This is a genomic window from Lacibacter sp., from assembly GCF_035299325.1.
Classification (GTDB): Bacteria; Bacteroidota; Bacteroidia; order Chitinophagales; family Chitinophagaceae; genus Lacibacter.
On the sequence record NZ_DATGWT010000038.1, the window covers coordinates 68,450 to 91,294 of the forward strand.

14 protein-coding genes are annotated in these 22,845 nt (G+C 41.3%); 7 read left to right on the top strand and 7 right to left on the bottom strand.

Annotated elements, in window-relative coordinates; translation table 11 throughout:
* Positions 1 to 9: 9 nt before the first annotated feature.
* The gene (locus tag VK159_RS20495; protein ID WP_324232037.1) at positions 10 to 3,054 is read right to left on the bottom strand and encodes an amidohydrolase family protein; all 3,045 of its coding nucleotides are present in this window, start codon (positions 3,052 to 3,054) and stop codon (positions 10 to 12) included.
* A 295-nt stretch (positions 3,055 to 3,349) separates the two neighbouring features.
* On the opposite strand from VK159_RS20495, the gene VK159_RS20500 reads away from it, so the two are divergent.
* The 3 genes from VK159_RS20500 (at position 3,350) to VK159_RS20510 (ending at position 8,018) form a co-directional block, all read left to right on the top strand.
* Positions 3,350 to 6,781 carry a PAS domain S-box protein gene (locus VK159_RS20500; RefSeq protein WP_324232038.1) on the top strand — a complete coding sequence of 1,144 codons (3,432 nt, stop codon included), beginning with the start codon at positions 3,350 to 3,352 and terminating at the stop codon, positions 6,779 to 6,781.
* Position 6,782: 1 nt separating this feature from the next.
* Entirely contained in the window at positions 6,783 to 7,418 is a 636-nt protein-coding gene (locus tag VK159_RS20505) for a response regulator transcription factor (protein WP_324232039.1), read from the top strand.
* A gap of 111 nt (positions 7,419 to 7,529) precedes the next feature.
* The gene (locus tag VK159_RS20510; RefSeq protein ID WP_324232040.1) at positions 7,530 to 8,018 is read left to right on the top strand and encodes an asparaginase domain-containing protein; all 489 of its coding nucleotides are present in this window, start codon (positions 7,530 to 7,532) and stop codon (positions 8,016 to 8,018) included.
* Between the two features lie 35 nt (positions 8,019 to 8,053).
* On the opposite strand, the gene VK159_RS20515 is transcribed toward VK159_RS20510, so the two are convergent.
* The 5 genes from VK159_RS20515 to VK159_RS20535 all read right to left on the bottom strand — a co-directional run bounded on the left by VK159_RS20515 (position 8,054) and on the right by VK159_RS20535 (position 12,690).
* Positions 8,054 to 9,664, bottom strand: a complete 1,611-nt coding sequence (locus tag VK159_RS20515) for an amidohydrolase (RefSeq protein WP_324232041.1) — start codon at positions 9,662 to 9,664, stop codon at positions 8,054 to 8,056.
* A gap of 39 nt (positions 9,665 to 9,703) precedes the next feature.
* A complete protein-coding gene (locus tag VK159_RS20520; RefSeq protein WP_324232042.1) occupies positions 9,704 to 10,261 on the bottom strand; it encodes a 1-acyl-sn-glycerol-3-phosphate acyltransferase in 558 nt (185 codons plus the stop codon).
* A gap of 63 nt (positions 10,262 to 10,324) precedes the next feature.
* Positions 10,325 to 11,044, bottom strand: coding sequence for a response regulator transcription factor (locus tag VK159_RS20525; protein ID WP_324232043.1), 720 nt, complete (start codon positions 11,042 to 11,044; stop codon positions 10,325 to 10,327).
* Positions 11,037 to 12,200 carry a sensor histidine kinase gene (locus tag VK159_RS20530; RefSeq protein ID WP_324232044.1) on the bottom strand — a complete coding sequence of 388 codons (1,164 nt, stop codon included), beginning with the start codon at positions 12,198 to 12,200 and terminating at the stop codon, positions 11,037 to 11,039. Before VK159_RS20530 ends, VK159_RS20525 begins: the two co-directional genes overlap by 8 nt.
* Before the next feature lie 133 nt (positions 12,201 to 12,333).
* A complete protein-coding gene (locus VK159_RS20535) occupies positions 12,334 to 12,690 on the bottom strand; it encodes a hypothetical protein (RefSeq protein ID WP_324232045.1) in 357 nt (118 codons plus the stop codon).
* A gap of 295 nt (positions 12,691 to 12,985) precedes the next feature.
* Here VK159_RS20535 and VK159_RS20540 point away from each other — a divergent pair, with 295 nt between their 5' ends.
* Complete coding sequence (locus tag VK159_RS20540; protein ID WP_324232046.1) at positions 12,986 to 14,845, top strand: phosphoenolpyruvate carboxykinase (GTP); 1,860 nt, start codon at positions 12,986 to 12,988, stop codon at positions 14,843 to 14,845.
* A 50-nt stretch (positions 14,846 to 14,895) separates the two neighbouring features.
* Here the strand turns inward: VK159_RS20540 and VK159_RS20545 are convergent, their stop codons facing one another.
* Positions 14,896 to 15,213: a heavy metal-binding domain-containing protein gene (locus tag VK159_RS20545; protein ID WP_324232047.1), complete on the bottom strand. Its 318-nt coding sequence runs from the start codon at positions 15,211 to 15,213 to the stop codon at positions 14,896 to 14,898.
* Between the two features lie 189 nt (positions 15,214 to 15,402).
* Between VK159_RS20545 and VK159_RS20550 the strand changes: the two genes are divergently transcribed.
* The 3 genes from VK159_RS20550 to VK159_RS20560 form a co-directional block, all read left to right on the top strand.
* Positions 15,403 to 17,112 (top strand): tetratricopeptide repeat protein, encoded by a 1,710-nt coding sequence (locus tag VK159_RS20550; RefSeq protein ID WP_324232048.1) that lies wholly within the window; start codon positions 15,403 to 15,405, stop codon positions 17,110 to 17,112.
* Between the two features lie 147 nt (positions 17,113 to 17,259).
* On the top strand, positions 17,260 to 19,038 hold the full coding sequence (locus VK159_RS20555; RefSeq protein ID WP_324232049.1) for a hypothetical protein: 1,779 nt from the start codon (positions 17,260 to 17,262) through the stop codon (positions 19,036 to 19,038).
* A 693-nt stretch (positions 19,039 to 19,731) separates the two neighbouring features.
* The coding region (locus tag VK159_RS20560; protein WP_324232050.1) for an HYR domain-containing protein at positions 19,732 to 22,845 on the top strand (3,114 nt) is incomplete at its 3' end.

Genomic DNA, 22,845 nt, shown 5'->3' on the forward strand with positions numbered 1-22,845 from the left:
TCGTAAATTTTATTGGTTGCTGTTTTGATCTACATCATCTGCATCTATCACTAACAAGCCATGATTATGATAATGATCAGTGCAAGTGTGCATGATTTCCATACTTGGGCTGAATGGAACGGTTGGACCACCTGTTCTTTTTTCGCCAATCATTTTCGCCATCAGTCTTGCACGTTCTTTGGCAATATCCAAACGGAGTTGTTTGTCTTTTTCACGATCATAATAAACAATACCATCTACAATTGTTTTTTCAGCTTTTGCATAAATGCTCAGCGGATGATCGCTCCATAGAACTACGTCCCCATCTTTACCAACTTTAATGCTGCCCACTTTATCATCAACATGCAACATCTTAGCCGGGTTAAGCGTAACCATTTTCAATGCATCTTCTTCACTCATGCCACCATATTTTACACTCTTGGCTGCTTCATGGTTTAAGTGACGGGCCATTTCTGCATCATCAGAATTAATAGCAACATTCAATCCCACTTTTTGCATAATAGTGGCATTCTGTGGAATGGCATCTAATACTTCCATTTTGTAATTCCACCAATCACTGAAGGTAGATGCAGCAGCTCCGTGTTCTTTCATTTTGTCTGCTACTTTATAACCTTCAAGAATATGTGTGAAGGTGTTGAGTGTAAAACCAAAACGATCAGCTACACGGATCATATCCGTGATCTCACTTTGCACATAAGAGTGACAAGTAATGAAACGTTTTTTATTCATGATCTCAACCAATGCATCCAGTTCAAGATCACGGCGTGGCGCAATTACTTTTGCATTTTTCTTTTTCTCTTCATCATACTTTTTCCAGCCTGCTTCGTATTCTTTTGCACGGGTAAATGCATCGATCAATACCTGGCTTACCCCCATACGGGAATCAGGGAAACGGTTGTTTTGTTGTGAGCTCGAACGTTTAACGTTTTCACCCAATGCAAACTTGATGAAGCCCGGCCAGTTCTGGAATTTCAAACCCTCATCATTTGCTCCCCAACGGAGTTTAATCAATTGTGTTTGTCCGCCAATAGTATTAGCAGAACCATGCAGAATATGTGATGATGTAACACCACCACTCAACTGGCGATAGATATTGATATCTTCAGGATTAAGGTTATCTGTAATACGCACTTCAGAGGTTACACTTTGTCCACCTTCATTAATAGAAGCCGCTGCAATATGTGAGTGTTCATCAATGATACCTGCTGTAACATGTTTGCCTGTGCCGTCAATTACTTTTGCACCTGCATCGCTTAGGTTTTTACCTACAGCTGCAATTTTTCCACCTTTGATCAATACATCTGCATTTTGTAAAACACCTTCTTTTTCGTTGGTCCATACAGTAGCATTCCTGATCAAGATAGTTTCCTGCTTTGGCATTTCAGTAAAACCATATCCATTGAATGGATAAGGAACAGCGCCAAGTTTAGGTGCCATTTTCGGACGGGTAGTATCAGCTTTTACAGTTGTTTCTTTGCTGTAAATAGCTGTCCATGTAAAACGGTTGCCATTTGCATCATCACCAACACCGCTCCAGAGGTTATCGTTGGCGATACCGCTTAAACGAATGTTGTTGCGACTGCCTTTTGCTTCAGGAAAATTGAGTTTTACCTGTTTGCCATCAAACGTAAAACGACCAGTGAGTGTATCTTTTCCAATAACACTTGCAGTTGTGCTGTTTTTAACATCAAGCGTATAGTTCTTCGCACCACCTGGAGTGTTCACTGTTAAATTGTAAACACCCTTTACATCGTTCCAAAGTTCTTCTTTCACTGCATACTTTTCACCCTGCACCCAGTTTTGATAGATCACTGTTTTTTCGGAGAAGATGGGGCCCGACGTAATTAAGAAGTTGGCTACTTTGCCTGCATCAATACTTCCTACCAAATCATACACACCCAAAATTGTTGCAGGAATTTTAGTCAATGCTTCCAATGCTTTGGCTTCGCTTAAACCATATTCCATTGCTTTACGAAGATTAGTGAGGAACTGGCGTGCATCACGCAAATCAGAAGTAGTTAAACAGAAATTAATACCTGCTTTTTCAAACATCGCTGCATTTGCAGGTGCCATTTCCCAATGCTTCATATCACTTAGTGAAACAAAGCGTGCATCATGCGGATCTTCAATATCCATTGCTGCAGGATAATTAAGCGGCAGAATGAACGTAGCTTTTGTGCCAGCCATTTCATTAATGCGTTGGTATTCGTTACCACCGGCTTTTATGATATACTGCACACCAAATTCATCACCAATTTTATCGGCACGTACAACGGCCCATTTATCATTGGCTTCAAAGATCTGTGGCAGGTTTTGATGTTCGTTCCAAAATCTCAGTGTAAGATTCACGCCTTCTGCAAGCGGGTTATTCTTATACCACTGTGCATCCAGATAAGTTTGACGCAACAATGCAATAGAACCCATGATTGAACCCGGGTACGATTGCGTGGATGTTCCTTTATTAAATGAATAATGAGCAGATGCTTTCTCTTTCAGGATGGCTTTATTATCCTTGGCATCAGCCAACGACACAAACACACCGGTACCTCTTGCAATACCATCACGCTGGTGAGCAAGTACCGATCCAAAACCGTTATCACGCAAAGCTTTACCTTTTACATTATCACCTGTGAAAATGCGAACACCCTGTACATCGGTACGGAGCGCCTGGTTCCAGCCATAAGCTCCTTTTTGGTTAGACGTGAGCTGGGCAGGTGCATTAAAGTTGAACCCACCTTGTGTACGCTGGGGAGTGGGCATGCCATAATCGGCATAAGCATCAATAAAGGAAGGGTAAATGTATTTCCCTTTACAATCGATCACCACGGCATCAGCCGGCACGGTTACATTAGTACCAACAGAGACAATTCGTCCGTCTTTGATCACTAAAGTGGCATTGCTGATGCTGGTGGCCGCATCTTTTACTATGGTTGCATTGGTAAATGCATAAAGGCCGCTGCGGGGGTCGGCTACGCCATTTACAGGAAACGTTTCCTGCGCCCTGGCTACTGCGGTAAACAGTAACAGCCAGGCGAAAAGGACTGATCTTCTCATGCTGTAGTTGATTTATTTTAAATGAAGGGTTTAAGGTAAGGGAAAATACAAATTGAGGTTGTAAGATTGGATGAATGGAAACATAGCTTTTTCTGTGCCGCCCAACGTTTTGCACCAAACGGGCAAAATATTATTTCAACAGAAAGGATTTTTATATTAATTTTTACTTGAATATACTGTTAGCTCTTGTAGTGTTAGTAGTACAAAAAGTTTAAAGTTTACCGCTTTCTAAATACATTTTGTACTACAAAAGCCATAAGTGTTTTAAATTACTTTTGTTACGTATCCAATATTAATGAATAGTATCTCTCTTATACCCGAATCCTTCGAACTCAGCCAGCAACTTTATTATATGCTGGTGAAGCCTGATGGGTATTATGCAGGAGGAAATCCTCACTTTTTCAGCCGGTTTGGATTGAATGAAGAGAAAATTACAACCACTCATTCGTTTAAAACTATTCATCCGGATGATCATACTGCTTATAAAGCTGCTCTAAAAGCGTGTTTGAAAGAACCCGGGAAAATAGTGCCTGTTGATCTACGTAAATTAGAAGCCAGGGGCCATTATATCTCAACAAGATGGGAGCTTTCCTGCATTGAAGGTAATTGTGCAGAAGATTATTATATACAATGTATTGGTTTGGATATTATACAGGCAACCGAAGCTGAAGCATCTCTTTCTGTAACGGGTGAAATTTCCGGTAAAGAAAAAATGCTTGAACAGTTATTGTCTAACAGTGTTGATGTGTTTTTTCTTACAGATGAGCAGAATAATGTTAGCTATTGCTCTCCGAACGTAACAAAAGTAATGGGTTACGAGCCGTTTGAGCTGGTTGGGGAGAATGGGTTTTCTTATGTGCATCCCGATGATCTGGAACTGGCTATTAACACATTTAAACAGGAGTTCGAAAAACCTGATCAAAATCGCTCTGTAGATATTCGTTTTCGTAAAAAAGACGGCAGCTGGTTATGGACAGAAGTAAAAGGGAAAAGCCTGTTTCATAATCCGCATATTGGTGCAATGCTCATTAACCTTAATGATATTTCATTGCGTAAACAATGGGAGCAGGCGTTGAGGGAAAGCGAGAACAGGTATAAATTGTTTTTTGATCATTTACCACTTCCGCTATTTGTGATCAGCAACGATCATAAAACAATACTTGATGTAAATCAATTTGCAACAGAGCGTTATGGTTACAGCAAAGAAGAATTTTTAGCAATAAGCTTATGTAAGATTTTTGATAAACCGGTTAAGTGCGAACATCTTTATGATGTGTACAAAAGTGGTCAACCGGTTGAGCATCGCACAAAAAGTGGCGAAGTATTATTGGTAACGATTGCCCGCCATGAGATTGTTCATTCAAACTTGAACGGGTATCTTTTACAGATCAATGATATAACAGAATCGTACCGCACCAACCGGGAAAATGAATTGGGTTTTGATATTTCGGAGATCCTTATTCAACCCAATCCATTAAATGAGAACCTGAAACTTGCATTAAATAAGTTAAGATCATTTACTGGCTGGGATCTGGCAGAAATTTGGGTGCCGGGTTTTGATGCTGTTTATCTGCAAAACCAGGTGTCAGATTTTGAAGTTACAGACAATGACTTAGTAGCTTTTTCTAACACTACAAAAGATCATGTTTACTTGTTGAGCGATTATGCTTCAAGTGATGTTACCATTTCAAAAAAACCTTTTTGGATTGAGGATATCGCAACGAATGAATTTGAATTTAAACGGAAAGATGCTGCTATCAGGTTTGGTTTTCAATCAGCATTGGCGGTGCCTGTAATGAGCGAAAGCAATCTTGTTTGTTGTCTGTTCTTCTTAAACAGGCAGCAAAAGAAACTTAATCGCAACGATGTAAACCTCATCAGCATACAAGGCAAATTGTTTGGTGCGGAAATAACCAAGCGCAAAAACAATTTGATGCTTGATCAGTTTTTTCTCATCAGCAAGGATATTCTTACAATTGCAGGTCTCGATGGCCGCTTTCTGCGGGTAAATCCAGCCTTTGAAACCTTCAGTGGTTATACGGCAAAAGAAGCAACTGAAATTCACCCGTTGAGTTATGTGCATGATTATGACAAACCAGCTGTACTTGAGAAATTGCAGGAGCTGAGTAATGGACTGGTGATTCCTTATTTTGAAAACCGCATTGTTACAAAAGCTGGTGAAACAAGATGGGTTGCATGGACAGCCACCCCGCTGTTGAGTGAAGGAATCGTTATTGCATCTCACCGGGATATTACTGCACAGAAGGAAGCTGCAGAAGCTCTTAAGATCAGTAATGAACGTTACGAGTTTATCAAGAACGCAGCGAATGAAGCGATCTGGGATTATGATCTGCTTACAAAAACAATTATACGCAGCAACAGTTATAAAGTGTTGTTTGGTTACGATACAGATAATGAGCATTCAAATCTTCATTTCTGGGAATCGAAACTGCATCCTGAAGATAAAGAACGTGTGATGCATGAATTGCATGCTTTTTTAAGTCAGACGAATATACGCCAATGGCATTGTGAATATCGTTTTCAGAAAAGTGATGGCACCTATGCATTCGTTGCAGATAAAGGTTATTTGATCACAGATAAAGATCAATTACCGATCAGGTTAGTTGGAACAATGCAAGACGTTACGGAACAAAAGGAATTTGCAGAAAAACTCAAGATCAGTAATGAACGCTATGAGTTGGTAACAAAAGCAACCAATGAAGCCATTTGGGATCTTGATCTTGAGCAGAATAATATGACCTGGAGTGAGGGTTACCGCATACTGTTTGGCCATGGTTTTGAAGATGCCGACCAGGGACTGGATTTTTGGGAAACCAATATCCATTACGATGAACGGATAATGGTGATTGAAAGTTTTAATTCATTCCTGCAACAACATACAACACCGCATTGGGAATGTGAATATCGTTTTCGTCGTAAAGATGGATCGTATGCCAATGTGCTCGACAAAGGGTACATGATCTTTAACAATAAAGGAAAGCCGGTGCGTATAGTTGGTGCTATGCGAGATATCACTGAACGTAAAAAACTCGAAAAAGAACTGATGCTGAAAGAACGCAGCCGTCAGTTCCAGATAGCGCAGGCAGCAGTGTTTGCACAGGAAAAAGAAAGAGCAGAAATAGGGAAGGAGTTACATGATAATATTGGTCAGCTGTTAACTACAACGAAGTTGTATTTAGAGATGATGAAGTTAAAGCAAGCCGATCCTGCTGAATTGATCGATCGTGGTACAAAACATATTAATACCATCATCACCGAAGTAAGAAACCTTTCACGTTCATTGGTTCCTTCAAGCATCAATGATCTTGGTTTGATTGCATCTGTTAACGATCTCATAGAAAGTTTCCGTGCGTTGGGCAGTTTCGACATTCGTTTTTTCGCTACCAATACCATTGAAGAGCGGATGGACAATACAATTAAACTAACCATCTACCGCATTTTACAGGAGCAACTGAACAATATTGTACGCCATGCAGAAGCAAAGAATGTAATGGTGGAAATGTTCCAGGAAGATAACAAGGTTTATCTCTTTATTGCGGATGATGGTAAAGGGTTCGATCTGCAAACAGTTAAAAGGGGCCAGGGGCTCATGAATATAAAAAGCCGTGCCGAGTTACAGGAAGGATCAGTAGAGATCCTGACAAATCCCGGATACGGTTGCAAATTGGTTATTCAAATTCCTATTAATATTTTAAAAACTACATGAAATGGAAAAGATTACAGTTTTAATTGCCGATGATCACAAGCTGATCCGTGAAACCTGGAGTTTTATTTTGAATAGTGATCCACGCTTTACTGTAATAGCGCAGTGCAGTAACGGTGAGGAAGCTATTGAAATGGCTCAGAAATTACGTCCGAAAATTGCTTTGTTAGATATTAACATGGCACCAATGAATGGTATTGAAGCAACGGAACAGATCCGTAAGTTTTCGCCTTCAACAAAAATCATTGGTGTATCCATGCACTCACAACCGGCTTACGTAAAAAAGTTGTTGAAGCTTGGTGCAATGGGGTATGTAACCAAAAACTCTCCGCAGCAGGAAATGTTTGATGCTATTGCCGCAGTGCATGAAGGCAAACGTTATATCTGCGCCGAAGTAAAAACAATTTTGAGTGAGCAGATCTTTGAAGAAGAAAGCACAGGTGCAAACACACTTTCAACCCGTGAACTGGATGTAATCAAACACATCAAGGAAGGGCTTTCTTCCAAAGAAATTTCTACGCAACTGAATATTTCCCTTAAAACAGTGGAAGTGCATCGTCATAACATTCTCAAGAAATTAAATCTGAAAAACAGTGCAGCGTTAGTGAACTATATCAACTCTTCAGGCTTAGTGATCTGATGATTGCTGCTGATTATGACTCTGGGGCGCCTTTAGCGCCCCTTTTTTTATTGCAATGCAAGCAATAGATTCTTTTTCTTTGCAGATATTCCCATCATTAAACAACTTGTCATGGCAGTTCGCATTTTTATTACCGGGGGCACATTCGATAAAGAATACAATGAAATTACCGGGCAGCTTTTTTTTAAGGATACACATATGCATGATCTGCTGGAGATGGGGCGTTGCCATGTGCCTGTTGAAATACGAACGCTTATGATGGTAGACAGTCTGGAAATGACCAATGAAGACCGTGAGCTGATTGTCCATCAATGTATTCAATGCGATGAAGACAAGATCATTATTACACATGGCACCGACACCATGAGCGATACCGCAAAAGTGATTGCTCAAAAAGTAACCGGTAAAACGGTAGTGCTTACCGGTGCCATGATTCCCATTAAGTTTGGTAGTAGTGATGGATTATTTAACCTCGGCAGTGCGCTTGCCTTTGCACAATCTTTACCACATGGTGTGTATGTAGCAATGAATGGCCGCTACTTCAATTGGGACAATGTGCGCAAAAACAAACAGACGGGTATGTTTGAAGAAGTGAAATAAATCTTCACTAAACCCCAAAAGCAGTTACGCTCAGTTTACTCTTTTTTCTCCAATGTTGGATAGGTGATACCCAACTGTTCGAGGTACGTATTGTATTTTGATGGATCGTAATAGAATTTCTTCAGCTGTGGCCTGAACTGATCCATGATCTTTGTATTGAGAAAAGTTGCGGGTGGCGTATTCTTCTCAACAAAAGGAATGTATTTCACATCTTTTGTTTGCACATTGTTGTGATAGTCCCAGGCATCAGCAATGATCTTTGGATTGGTGAGCATGTCAATTAATGTTGATGCAAGCACCTTGCTACCGCTCACTACACCTTTGTGTGCAATAGGAGTTGCCATAGCAATACCATCGGCCCAGTTATGACCCAGCGTACCGGGAATATTGGAAGGATAACGCAACACAACTGTGGGCACATTCCAGGCAATATCAGCAATATCATCGCTGCCTGCTCCCCATGAGAATTGTACTGGCCCGTTTAATGTATCAAGTTTTGTAGCCAGGCCGTCAATTGCGTTTCCACGTTGATCTTTCTTTGGTGCATTCACTAATTTTTGCACTGCTCTTGCAAGTGCCTGGTCATCGTTACTCCATGTAGGTAAGCCAACTGCCTTTATATTTTTATACATGGCTTCAGCAACGGACTTGTTGAAATGACCGGGCCATGCGGTGCCGAGTAAACGATGCTTCACAGTTGTATTCGTCATCATAGCCGCACCGTTGGCAATGCGGATGCCATCATCATACATTGCTTTGATATCTTCGTATGTACGTTCACGGAAATAATACCACACAGCTGCTTTTGACGGAACAACATTCGGCTGATCACCACCGTCAGTAACCACATAGTGTGAACGTTGTGTTGGTTTCAAATGCTCACGCTTGTAGTTCCAGCCAATATTCATTAATTCAACTGCGTCCAATGCACTCTTTCCACGCCATGGTGCACCCGCAGAATGTGCAGAGCTTCCTTCAAACAAAAATTCAACTGATACCAATCCATTATTTCCGGCATCGCCCCAACTTACACCCAAATTATTTCCAACGTGCGTGAAAATACATGCATCAACATCTTTGAATAATCCATCTCGTATATACCAAGCCTTGCTTCCAACCAATTCTTCAGCAATACCGGGCCATATCATCAACGTGCCGGGTAATTTTTCACGCTCCATAATTTTCTTTACTTCAATAGCTGAAAGAATCACCAATGGTAAACCGGAATTATGTCCTTCACCATGTCCCGGTGCATCTTCAATGATCGGACTTTTATATGCAACACCTGGTCTTTGCGAAGCTTTAGGAATACAATCCACATCACTACCCAACGCAATAAACGGTTTACCGTTTCCCCATTTTGCGATCCATGCAGTAGGCATACCTGAAACACCACGCTCAATGGTAAATCCATTCTGCTCTAAGATTTTTGTGAGATAGGCACTTGTTTCTGTTTCATGAAAACCCAGCTCTGCAAAACTGAACACCATATCCACCATCACCTGTGCATCTTTTGCTTTACTGTCAACAGATGCGATCACTTCTTTTTTCCATGCTTCTGTTTTGGATGAAGGAACAGGTTTGGTTTGTGCTGTTAATGTTGAAGTAAACAAAAGAGATAGAAAGCCGGCAAATATTGTTCTCATGCTGATTGGTTTTGGTATGATGAAGTATAATAATGAATGCTATCCAAGATGTGCCATGCCTGCATCTTGATGTTTCCCCTCTATTGGCGCAAAGAAAGCGGTGATCTGTTTAAAGTCTGCCGCTTCATCATTTGAAGGATGAACGAGCGGACCATAGATCACTTGCTTATTTTTAAAATCAAACCCCACTAAAAGAATGGGAACATTTGCTTCTTTAGCAATATAATAAAATCCCGTTCGAAGTTTTTCAACTTTCTTTCTTGTTCCCTCAGGACTCATTGCAATCCGGAACACATCATACTGTTTAAATTTATCAGCCACCTGCGATACCATTCCCTGAGATGAAGAACGATCAACCGGTGTGCCGCCAAGTGCACGAAAAAACCAACCGAATGCACCATCAAATAATTCTTTCTTTCCAAGAAAATACGCTTTATGAATGGGCGTAACATAGCGTGCTGCAAGGCCAACTACAATATCCCACGCACTGGTATGTGGCCCAACAGCAATCACCATTTTAGGTATATGATCAGGAAATGTTCCGTTTATTTTCCAGCCATTGAGTTTCCACCATAGCGAAGTGATCCAGCCAACCATACAATGCGATTTAGTGAGAAAAGGTAGGTTGAAAATTGGAAGCAACAAAAACTTAGTGCTGCATCAGGCTAATGTTTTGAGTACTTGCTGGCGGTATAGTTTACCTATTGGGATTTCTGTTTTTCCAACATTGATAAGTTCACTGGTAAAAGAATGAATGGCAGCTGCCGATACAATAAATGAACGATGCGTACGGATAAACTTCTGTTCAGGCAACATCGCTTCCACCGAACTGATCGATTGTTTGGTGATGATGGTTTCGTTACCTGTTACCACTTTCACATAATCTTTCATACTTTCGATGTAAAGAATATCTGAGAGCATTACTTTCATCATCTTCCTGTCTGCACGGAAATAAACAAACGCATCCTTTTTTTCCGGTTCAACAGTTGATCGTTCCTGTGTGTTGCGCATGGCAGTTTGTTGATAGGCTTTGTTCACTGCTTTCAGAAAGCGATCGAAGCGAATTGGTTTCAATAAATAGTCCATTACATCCAATTCAAAACCTTCCAATGCATATTCGGGATGCGCAGTAGTAAAAATTACTTTTGGAGGATGTGATAATGTTTTTAAAAAGTCGGTGCCGGATAATTGCGGCATGCGTATGTCGAGAAAAATGAGATCAATTTCATGTTGCTGCAAAAATCCGATCGCCTGGATGGCATTGCCGCATTCGCCACATAATTGCAGCATAGGTGTATCTGCAATATATTGTTTGATGATATCCCGTGCAGGCGGTTCATCGTCAACGATAAGACAACGTATGGGTGATTGTTCATGCATGTAAAACGGTGCTTTCTTCTGGTAAAATAGCTACTGCTGCAGGAGATAATACCTGTAGTTCTGCTTTAAGATTAACAATAAACACATCCTGTTCATTCATGATCTGTAGTTCATGCTTACCCGGATATAACAAGCGAAGCCGTTCCTGTACATTTTTTAATCCAATACCTGTTGAGTGTGATTTATCAGCTTGTATTTTTCCATTCAACAGCTTCATATGAAGAATATGATCGTTGATGCTGATGTGTAAACTCACCCAGGGATGTTCAAGCATATTACTTGCACCATGTTTAAAACAGTTTTCTACAAATGGTAACAATAACAGTGGAGCAATAGAATATCTGTTGGCATTTGTTGGCAAATCAATTGTTACTTCCAGTTTATTACCATAACGGAGCTTTTCAAGTTCAATATAATCGGTAATCATTTTCAGTTCTTTACTTAAAGCTACCTGTTTCCGGTTGCCTTCGTATAAAATGTAACGTAACATATCCGATAGTTCCATCAGCATTTTGGAGGCAACAGGCGAACTGTTACGGGTGTGCGAATAAATATTATTGAGTGTATTGAATAAAAAATGCGGATGTATCTGCGCTTTCAGTACTTCTAGCTGGGCTTCCATATTTTCCTTTTGCAGTATCAGGTTTCGCTGTTCTTTTACATACCAGTGTTTCATGAGTTTAATAGCTGCAGAAATACCGCCAATGGTAATAGCACCTCGAAAGCCTGCCAGAAGCCCGAGGAATATGGAAAGATCTGGACCATAATGTTGATTGTTTGGCGTATAGGCCAGGCCCAAAATTTCTGTGCGGACCCAATAGATCAACGTAAGAGACAGGAAGGCCGCCATGGCTGCGGTAACAAAAAATAAAAATGAAACCCATAAAACTGTTGCAAGATATTTTTGCTTCAGAAGAAAACGTGGTACCACAAAGTAGATGAGCATGTACGAAAGAAATGCATGTGGAAGCAGATAGATGAATGATTCTGCCAGTGAAGTTTGAAGACGCTCAAAAAATTCGTAGCTGCTTTTTATCGCAACAAAGGAGTATAGAAATCCCTGGAAAGCTCCCCAGAAAATCCAGTAACTCACGTGTCTGGCTACACGATGTTTTGGTTCGTCAGAAAAAATAAAAGGATATTTTTCAATCATCATGCTTAAAGTTACATAGCTCTGCAATCAATACTAAGCGATTACACATGCTCATCGACAAACAGTGTTTTTCCGGCGATAAACGGTTTCGAACGTTGATGAAAAAGGTGCCACATGGGCACCCTTCTTTCTGCATTTAGTTTTTTCCGAAAACGGCGGCTACAATTTTCTCGTCTTTGGATGGAAGATCGCCTCGTTCGTGTGCGGTAATAGCCTGCTCAAGCGCTCTTTTCAAACGCATCTTTACTTTTGTGCGCTTGATGTTGAGGTTCACATTCTTCAGTTCTTCTTTATACACAAGCTCGTGCTGCAGATCGTAGAAGTACACAACTGCTTCTTTAGGTTGTTTTACATTGCTCTTGACCACCCAATATCCTTTTTCGGATACAAACCGGGGTGTCTTAATATTAACAGGCCCCTCTTGTGCAAGTGCAGCTATACTACTACAGGTAAACAAAACAATGAGATTGATTTTTTTCAATGAAATGAACATAATGAATAAGGTTTAATGATGAATAGATTGATGACTGTAAAATTATCCGTGAGCAAAAGGGAAAAAACAGAGAATCGACAAGCAGTATCGATCGGGCAACAGATTTCAGTTTTGAATCGACAAAAGCAGTTTGGCCCTCTATCGTGTTTTTTGGCTGAAAAACCGGTTGGTTTGTTGGCCTCTTAGCTGTTTAAGGTTATTTCCTGCTGAATGATACAGATTGGACAGCACACTTACATCAGTCATATTTTTTGAACCGTAATATTTTTTCCTTGCAGTATCTAAATCGAATATTATGTTTGTCGCATCAAAACCCCGCAAAAAAATGATTGCTCCTAACAAAACAGAATTAAAAGAATGGGTAAAAAAAATGCAGGAGCATTTTGAACCCGCCGAAGTACAGTGGTGTAACGGCTCGCAGGAAGAATATGATCAGCTTTGTCAACAGCTGGTTGATAAAGGAACATTCATCCGTTTAAATCCCGAAAAACGCCCGAACAGCTTTGCTTGTTTCAGCGACCCCAGTGATGTTGCCCGTGTTGAAGACAGAACATTCATCTGCAGTACACGTAAGCAGGACGCTGGTCCCACCAACAACTGGATGGAACCTTCAGAAATGAAACATATTCTTGAAGATCTTACAAAGGGAAGTATGCATGGCCGCACCATGTATGTTATTCCGTTCTGCATGGGACCTGTTGGTTCTAAGTTCTCCCGTTACGGTGTGCAGATCACCGATAGTGAATACGTTGTTGTAAACATGCGTATCATGACACGTATGGGCGATGATGTATTAAAACACATTAACGGTGAATGGGTAAAATGTTTACACACACTTGGCGCTCCATTACAGGAAGGTGAAACTGATGTGAAATGGCCCTGCAACCCCACTGTAAAATACATCTCTCATTTTCCCGAAGAACGTTTGGTGATTTCATACGGTAGTGGTTACGGAGGTAATGCGTTATTGGGCAAAAAATGTTTTGCGTTACGTATTGCGTCTGTGCTTGGCCGTGATCAGGGTTGGCTGGCCGAACATATGTTACTGTTGGGCGTAGAAAATCCACAAAAGGAAAAAACTTATGTGGCTGCTGCTTTCCCAAGTGCATGCGGTAAAACAAATTTTGCCATGATGATTCCGCCAAAAGAAATGGATGGTTGGAAGATTACAACAGTGGGCGATGATATTGCATGGATCCATAAAGGTCATGATGGAAAGTTATATGCCATCAACCCTGAAGCAGGATATTTTGGTGTAGCACCAGGTACAAATGAAAAAACAAATCCGAATGCGATGGCCAGTATTAGGTCTAATACTATTTTCACCAACGTGGCAGTAACAACTGAAGGTGATATTTGGTGGGAAGGAATGACCAAAGAAGTACCGGATGGTTTGATCGACTGGCACGGAAACCCTTATGATAAAAACAGTGGAAAGCCTGCTGCACATCCTAATGCAAGGTTTACTGCACCCGCTTATCAAAACCCGGCTATTGATGAACATTGGGATAATCCGGATGGTGTATATGTAGCTGCGTTTGTATTTGGCGGAAGAAGAAGCACAGCAGTTCCATTGGTTTATCAATCATTCAACTGGAATTTTGGTGTGTACCTCGCAGCAACAATGGGTAGCGAAATGACTGCTGCCGCATTTGGTGAATTAGGAAAAGTAAGAAGAGATCCATTTGCTATGCTGCCGTTCCTTGGTTATCACATGGGCGATTACTTTAACCATTGGTTACAGTTTGGCCGTGATTTACCAAATGCACCACGCATTTTTGGGGTGAATTGGTTTCGTAAAAATGACAAAGGCGAATTTATGTGGCCCGGCTTTGGTGAGAACATGCGTGTGTTGAAATGGATCGTTGAACGTTGCAACGGAAAGGCAAGTGCTGTGGAATGCCCCATTGGATGGCGTCCACGTTACCGTGATCTTACATGGGATGGATTGGGTATCGACAAATTTGCACGTGAACAGTTCCATGAATTACAACACATCGATGCTGAATTATGGAAACAGGAATTGTTAGGTCATGAAGAGTTATTTGAAAAATTATATGACCGCCTTCCGAAAGAATTCTTATTCATGCGTCAGTTATTGTTGAGTGCGTTATGGCGCTCTCCAAATGAAGTACTGGCGCCCGAAAGGCATTAACACAAAAAGAGCCGCTCACAGAGCGGCTTTTCATTTTTCATGAAATAGAATTATAGCTTTACTGCGGTTCCGGTTGCCACCACCATCAACATACTTCCTCCACTGCCCACGGTTTCAAAATCAAGATCAATACCCACTACGGCGTTGGCGCCAAGCTGTTGTGCTTTTTGCTGCAGCTCAACCAATGCATTTTGCCTCGCCTCCTCAATTACACGTTCATAGGTGCCGCTTCGCCCACCCACAATATCACGGATGCCGGCAAAAAGATCTTTAAAAATATTAGCGCCAATAATTGCTTCGGCAGTAACAATACCAATGTACTGCTGAATGGGTTTACCTTCCACGGTGGGTGTTGTTGTGAGTAGCATATTTTTTTTTGTAAAGTTACAACAGAGTAACAGGTACAACGTCATCTTACAAAAAATCGTATGCCTGCACATATAGTACACCGTTAGTATTATTTTTTTATATTAGCCCCGCTTATGAATCGCTTCAAAACCCAATTGTACCGGATCTGCATTGCACTGCTGCTTTTTTCTCTTTTCAACTGCCCGGTTGTGGCGGAAACACCTGTACCTACTGTAAATGAAATCATTAAATCATTAACCGGAAATCCGAATAAAGCTAATGTATATAATTTTGCGTTGGTAGAACAGATTGTCAAAAGTAAACAGTCAGCAGCAATTTTTCCTGAGCTGGAAAAAAAAGCGGATAACCATCAACTGCGGGCACGGATCTATGGATTGAAAGCAGCCGTGCTGTATTACGAAGATGTAGATCAGAGTAGTAACAAATTAGGCGCAGAAAATCGGGTGAGCCCGGCAGCAAAAACGGTGATTCTGGAATTATGGAAAAAAGCAATGACCGAAGCCTACCTTTCAGGCGATGATCGGCTGATTGCTGGAGCAAGTATTTTTTTCGGAGGCTTTTGCTCCCTTATGAAAGAACTGGAGTTGGCTGTAACCTACACCATGAACGGGCTGGAGCTGAATGAAAAGCTCGGTATCGAAAATAGCCCGGACAATTACATGTTAGTGGGGGAAATTTTTTATAAAATAAGAGAGTATGAGGAATGCGCAAGAAACAGCGTTAAGGCATTTCACATATTTGAAACATTGAAACGGCCGGGTGATACTGTTGGCATGTTGTTCACCAGTAATACAGCAGCGCTGGGTTATCATCGCCAACAGCAATACGATTCAGCTTTTTTCTGGTACAACACATCACTCAAAATGGCAACTGTATTAAAGCTCGATATATGGAAAGGGATCATCGGGGGCAACATGGGGCAGATGTATTACGAGCAAAAAAAGTACGATACAGCACTTGCTTTATTTCTGGCAGATCATCAATTCAGTAAAGAAGGAAAGTTGTACGATAATGCGGCTAATTCGCTGCAATGGGCCGCACGCATACAGGTGCAGTTAGGCAATAAATCTGCGGCTTTGCAATATGTACGGGAGGCACTCAGTCTCCTGGAACACACGCCCGACATGTTTTATCTCCGCAACACCTACTATGCAGCCGTGGATGTGTTCAAAGCAATGGGCAACTATGATAGTGCTTTTTATTACAACACCAAGTATAATGCGTTGAACGATTCATTAGAGAGAGTAATTGCCTTAAGTGGTATTGCCGTTTCCAAAGCAAGGGCCAATGATGAAAAAAGCAGGTACAATATCCAGGCATTGCTGAAAGAAAAAGAAAAACAGGTACTGCACCGCAACCTGTTAATTGCAGCAATTGTACTGTTGGGTATTGTTGGCTTCCTGGTGATTACAAGGCAACGGTTAAAAGCAAAGTTGCAGATGGAGCGGATGCAACAGGAACAGCAACGCATGGAACAGGAAATAACATCGGCAAAGGCGCAACTGAAAATGTTTACCGAAAATATTGTAGAAAAAACAAACCTCATTGAAAAACTGGAAGAGCAGGTAAAAGGCAGCAGCATATCTTCTGAACAACAATTACTGATCTCTGAACTCAGTCAGCAAACCATACTAACCGAAGATGACTGGATCAGGTTCAAATCACTTTTCGAAAAAATTTATCCTTCCTTCTTTCAGAAACTCAGAGAAAATGCAGCCGATATTACAGTGGCCGAGCGACGCATGGCTGCACTCACACGGTTACAACTCAGCAGTAAACAAATGGCGGCTATGCTCGGCATTTCGGTTGATAGTGTGCATAAAACAAGGCAACGGTTGCGGCAACGCCTGCAATTGGGCTCCGATATAAATCTCGACGAATACATTGCCGTTATGTAACTGTCATTGAACTTTCTGAAATAGAGATGAGCTTTCTCTTTCAAAGCTGGTATGTGTTTTCAACAGGTTCTGCTCTCAAAATTGGAATCAGCTTCCTGTGGCATTGCAGCAGCAGTAGTAATATTTTTTTCTATATTGTTGCTGCTTATGAGTTGTTTCAAAACCCAATTATTCCGAATCTGTATTACCGGTTCACTCGTTATCGTTTGTTTGTGTTCCTCAAATGCACAATCAAAAAGTTTTAATGTAGATGAAGTAGCAAAAGAGTTAAACGACCCTTTAAAAATAGGCCGTATAGCTGTTGAGTCGTTGGGAGGTGAGGTTTTTCAGAGCGGAAATGCAGATTCAATTTTAAATGCATTGGAAGCAAAAATGAAAACACATGCTGCCAGGTGCTATTTCTACATAATTAAATCCACCGCTGTTTATCTTGAAGGTTATAAAAACGATCTTAACATTTACGAGCAAAAACTTGATCCGGCAGTAAAGCCCGCAGCAATGGAACTGTTTGCAAAAGCTATGCAGGAAGCCTATTTAACCGGCGATGACCGGTTTATTGCACAAATCAGTATTGTTTACGGACTCAGGTGCTATGCTATGAAGGAACTGGAACTGGCCGCAACCTATGCGTTGAATGGTTTGGAGTTGAATGAAAAACTCAACATTGAAAACAGCCCCCCGAATCATATGGTGGTTGGTGAAATTTTGTACAGAATCAGGGAATACAAAGAAAGCGTAAAGCAAAGCCTGAAAGCATATACAAAATGGGAACAGCAAAATGCAACGAGTGAAAAAAAACGGATGATGTGGAGTTGCAACACCGCGGCCCTTGGTTATCACCGTCAGGGGCTATACGATTCAGCGTTTATCTGGTACAGGAAAGCAATGCAATTGGCCGATGAACTAAAGCTGGAAGTGTGGAATGGAATTATTAGCGGAAACATGGGGCAGATTTACTACGAGCAAAAAAAATATGATACGGCTCTTGCCTTATTACTAACCGACCACCGAATCAGTACAAAAGAAGGACTGTTTGACAATGCCGCCAATTCATTACAATGGGCAGCACGCACAAACATCCAGTTAGGAAATAAAACAACTGCATTGCAGCAGGTACGGGAAGCACTGGCACTACTGAAAAATAATCCCGATGTGCAGTATTTGCGAAACACATATTACACCGCAACCGAAGTATTTAAAGCATTGGGTGGGTACGACAGTGCTTTTTATTACAATGCGAAACATGCTGCGTTGAACGATTCGCTGGAACGGGTAATTGCGTTAAGCGGTATCGCTGTTTCCAAGGCAAGGGCGAATGATGAAAAAAACAGGTACAGCATTCAATCGTTACAAAAAGAAAAAGAGAAACAGTTATTTCAGCGAAACATATTAATGGCGGCTATTGTGCTGTTGGGCATTGTTGGATTCCTGATTATTACAAGGCAACGGCTGAAATCAAAATTACGGGTTGAGCGGATGCAACAGGAAACACAACGGATGGAACAGGAAATAACAGCGGCCCGGGAACAACTGAATATGTTTACCGAAAACATTGTAGAAAAGACAAGCCTCATTGAAAAACTCGAAGAACAGGTGAAAAGTAAAGGCCTGTCTGCCGACAAGGAATTATTGATCGCCGAATTAAGTCAGCAAACCATACTTACGGAAGATGATTGGTTAAAGTTCAAGTCACTTTTCGAGAAAATTTATCCTTCTTTTTTCCAGAAATTAAAAGAGAATGCCGGGGATATAACGGTAGCTGAACAACGAATGGCTGCTCTTACACGCATGCAGCTAACCAGCAAACAAATGGCGGCGATGTTAGGCATTTCAGTAGATAGTGTTCACAAAACACGCCAAAGGTTGAGGCAACGTCTTCAACTAAGCTCCGATATCAATCTCGAAGAATATATTGCCGGTATTTGATTTGTCGGTTGCTTCTTACACAAATTTGATCCCTTTTGTAATTGTCCGGTTTTTGTCCTGCCTCAAAAATGCGGGTTTACAAATGCCTGCATTACTTTCATACTCCTGACAATTCATTGATTGAAATAGCTACGCAGCGGTTTACCCAAAACCCACGTGCAGCGCCATCTTTGTTGAAAACAGGTAAACGGTTCATCAATCGTTTCAAGACCGTTCTAACCTGCATCTTAGTTTTTCCTCATGTTGATTAGATCAAGTATCAAAACCCATTTTCCAATGGGTTTTCTTTTTTCTGTATCGGTTTTGCATTGTTTGCAGTTCATGAAATAAAATCTGCTTCAAACGTTAATCCATTGAAAATAAAGGTTGTTCGGCCAGCTGTCCGGTCTTTGTCCGGTGCCTGTCGCCTCTTTGTACCCCCCACTGTCGGGTTTTTGTCGCCTCAAAAATTTGTATGTACCCTCCTGTGCCGGCTATCTTACAACAACAAATCTTTTTCATTTGAAACTGTATGTATGAGAAAAAAGGATTGGACACTGATTGTATTAATCGTAACTGTCCTGCTCCTCATTCTCCTCGTGTATTTCATTTTCGAAAAACGAATTGAATCCCTGCCTGATAAGATCAACTGACAGCTGCTGATACCCTGCGGAAACCAACCCAAACTTTTTCTTAATCACCAAACCTCAATGTATGTACAGGGTCAAAACCAGTAAACTGCAACAAAATTATCTGCAACTTTTTATGTATAAAAAGCTGAAAAAGTTCTCTTGGTTTTTTTTGTTACTATCAATGCCATTTACAACAGAGGCACAAAGCCAGCTGCCTACCTCTATCTCAAATGTGGAAGGCGATTATATTATTCCAACGGGAATCAGTTCGGTTACTATAACCGTAGTTGGTGGAAAAGGCGGCGATGCTATAACATATACATCGTGTCGATATAGTGGTGGAAAAGGTGCAATTATCAAAGGAAGATTTATTGTGAGTTCATTACCCTGTCAATCGGGATTATTTTCGTTGCAAAGTGGAGGTAAGCTGCGTTTTATAAGGGGAAGAAATGGTGATAGCGGTAATGAAGATGGACAGAATTCCCCTATTGGTTCAGGTGGTGGCGGTTCAGCAGCATTGTATCAGGCACCGGGATCAAATGATTGGACGATCTTGTTGGTAGCCGGTGCTGGTGGTGGCGCACATGCTAACAGAGGCTTGTTGGGTCAAAATTGTTTTGGTGGCAATGGATTTGATGCATCGCTTAGTAGTGAAGGTACCAATGGCGGTGGTGAAAAACCAGGAAATGGCGGAGCCAATGGTGGTGGTGGTGGTGCCGGAGGATTGATAGCGGGAGACGGCGGAGGCGGAGGTGGTGCTTTTAGTGGTGGTGCTGATGGCAGCATTCTTGGGTTAGGTGGCAAACAAGGTTTCCCTGGTGGTGGTAATGGAGGGGCCAGATCTGTGGGTGCAGGTTTTGTGAATGGTGGTAGTGGATTTGGTGGTGGCGGAGCTCGAAATATTGCCGGTGGTGGCGGTGGTGGATATTCTGGTGGCGGTGGTGGTAGTCAGGCTGGTTTTGGTGCTGGTGGTGGTGGTGGTAGTTATGTATTGGAGGGAGCTTTAAATGTAGAAAAAAGTATTTCAAGCTCTAATGCTGGGGGGTCTGTGCAAACGTCCGTGACCCTCGGAAGCAATGTAGTGGTTGCAACAAGAATTTATGTAAACAGTAATGCAACGGGAGCAAATAATGGTACATCCTGGATAAACGCTTTTAAAAGTCTGCAAGATGCGATCACTGCATCTTCAAATAATTGTCGCTCAGAAATATGGGTAGCAAAAGGCACATATTATCCTGATGAAGGCGTAGGGTATACGAATAATAATCGAAGCCATTCCTTCAGATTGAATAATGGAGTAGCCATTTATGGTGGTTTTGCCGGCACAGAAACCGAATTAACTCAACGCAACTGGTTTAACAACCCAACTTTTTTAAATGGGGATATTACACAAAACGACCAGGGTGCGAATAACATTTTTGATAACGCTTATCATGTGGTAATGGCCGATCCTGAATCTGGTACAATAAATGAATCGGCGGTATTGGATGGTTTTATAATAAAAAATGGAAACGCTGATGCGGTAAATGGTATCAATGGCTATGGTGGTGGTATATTCAGCAGAAAAGCACGACCTCAAATCAGAAATTGTGATCTTCAAAGTAACCATGCGCAAGTTGGGGGTGCCTTAGCAAACTATCAGGAATCTTCACCACTTGTACTCAATTGTTTTTTCAGAGGTAATACTGTATTTGTTGCTGGCGGTGCCTTGTATAACGGCAGTTCCTCGTCAGCTTATTTTTACAATTCGGTTTTCTCTGGCAATTTTGTTTTTGCATTAAGCGGCGTAGGCGGTGGAGCTGTTTATGTTACCGGATCCAATCCTGTATTTACAAACTGTACATTTAGTGGCAACAGAGCATTGGCCGGAGCAGCTATTTATAATACACAAAATGCAAATACTATTTTATACAATTCCATTATTTGGAATAATCTTGCCGGTGATTCATACACTAATGTAACCACATCTCTTTTAAATACGGGTGGTGCCTCTATTACATTTTACAACAGCCTTGTAGCTAATTATAACCTGGCCGGCTCTAACAATAACCTTGACGGGACATTAAGTTCAAGTAATCCTTTATTCACGACGCCTATTGATGCATTTACTGCACCAACCATCGCAGGTAACCTATTGCCTTTAATTAATTCCCCTGTAATTAACAAGGGCAGCAACAATTATACGGGTGATCTGGTAGATATTATTAATCAACCAAGATTTGAAGGTGGAATAGTTGATATGGGTGCGTATGAAGTTCCGGCTCCTCAACCTTTCATAACATGTCCGGAAGATATTACGGTCAACACAAACGATGGATGTTACGCCAAAGACGTTAACCTAGGTAATCCGGTTTATTATGCCCCGCCAGGTTATACCGTATCGAATAATATAGCACCCGATTATCGTTTTTCAAGTTTTTATGGTGGGGTAACTACAGTAACTTGGAGTTTAAAAGATGAAAACGGTAACGTAGTACAAAGCTGTCAGCAAAAAGTAACTGTAAAAGATATTATAGCTCCAACAGCAAAAGCCAATCCTGTTATACTTTATCTTGATGCCGATGGTAAAGCCGCTTTTGGCGCAAAAATTCAACAATTTACGCAAGGCAGCTCCGACAACTGTACGGTAGTAACTGCTGTACCTTCCAAAGATAATTTTACGTGTGCAGACATTGGCGACAACACGATTACTCTTACAGTAAAAGATCCTTCTGGAAATACTTCTACAGCTTCTGCCATTGTAACAATAGTTGATGATGTTGATCCATCAATCACCTGTCCTGGCAACATCAGCGAAAGCACCACCACTACAACCTGTGATAAGAGTATAGCAACACCAAATATAGTGTTCAGTGATAATTGCAGCGGCAGCACATTGAGCTGGTATGCAACAGGTGCTACAACTTTTGCAAGTGCAGCAACGCCTATTAACGGCCAGCCGGGAACACAAACCTTTAATAAAGGAGTTACCACGGTTCATCTGAAAGTAACGGATGCAGCCGGCAATAGTACTCCTTGCAGCTTTACGGTAACAGTTGTGGATGATGAGGTTCCCACCATCACAGCACCTGCTGCGGTATTGAATGCGAAAACAAGTGATGATGGTAAAGGCGATTGTACAACTACTGTTAACTTAGGTACACCAGTAACAAACGACAACTGTGAGGTAGCTTCTGTTACGAACGATGCACCTTCG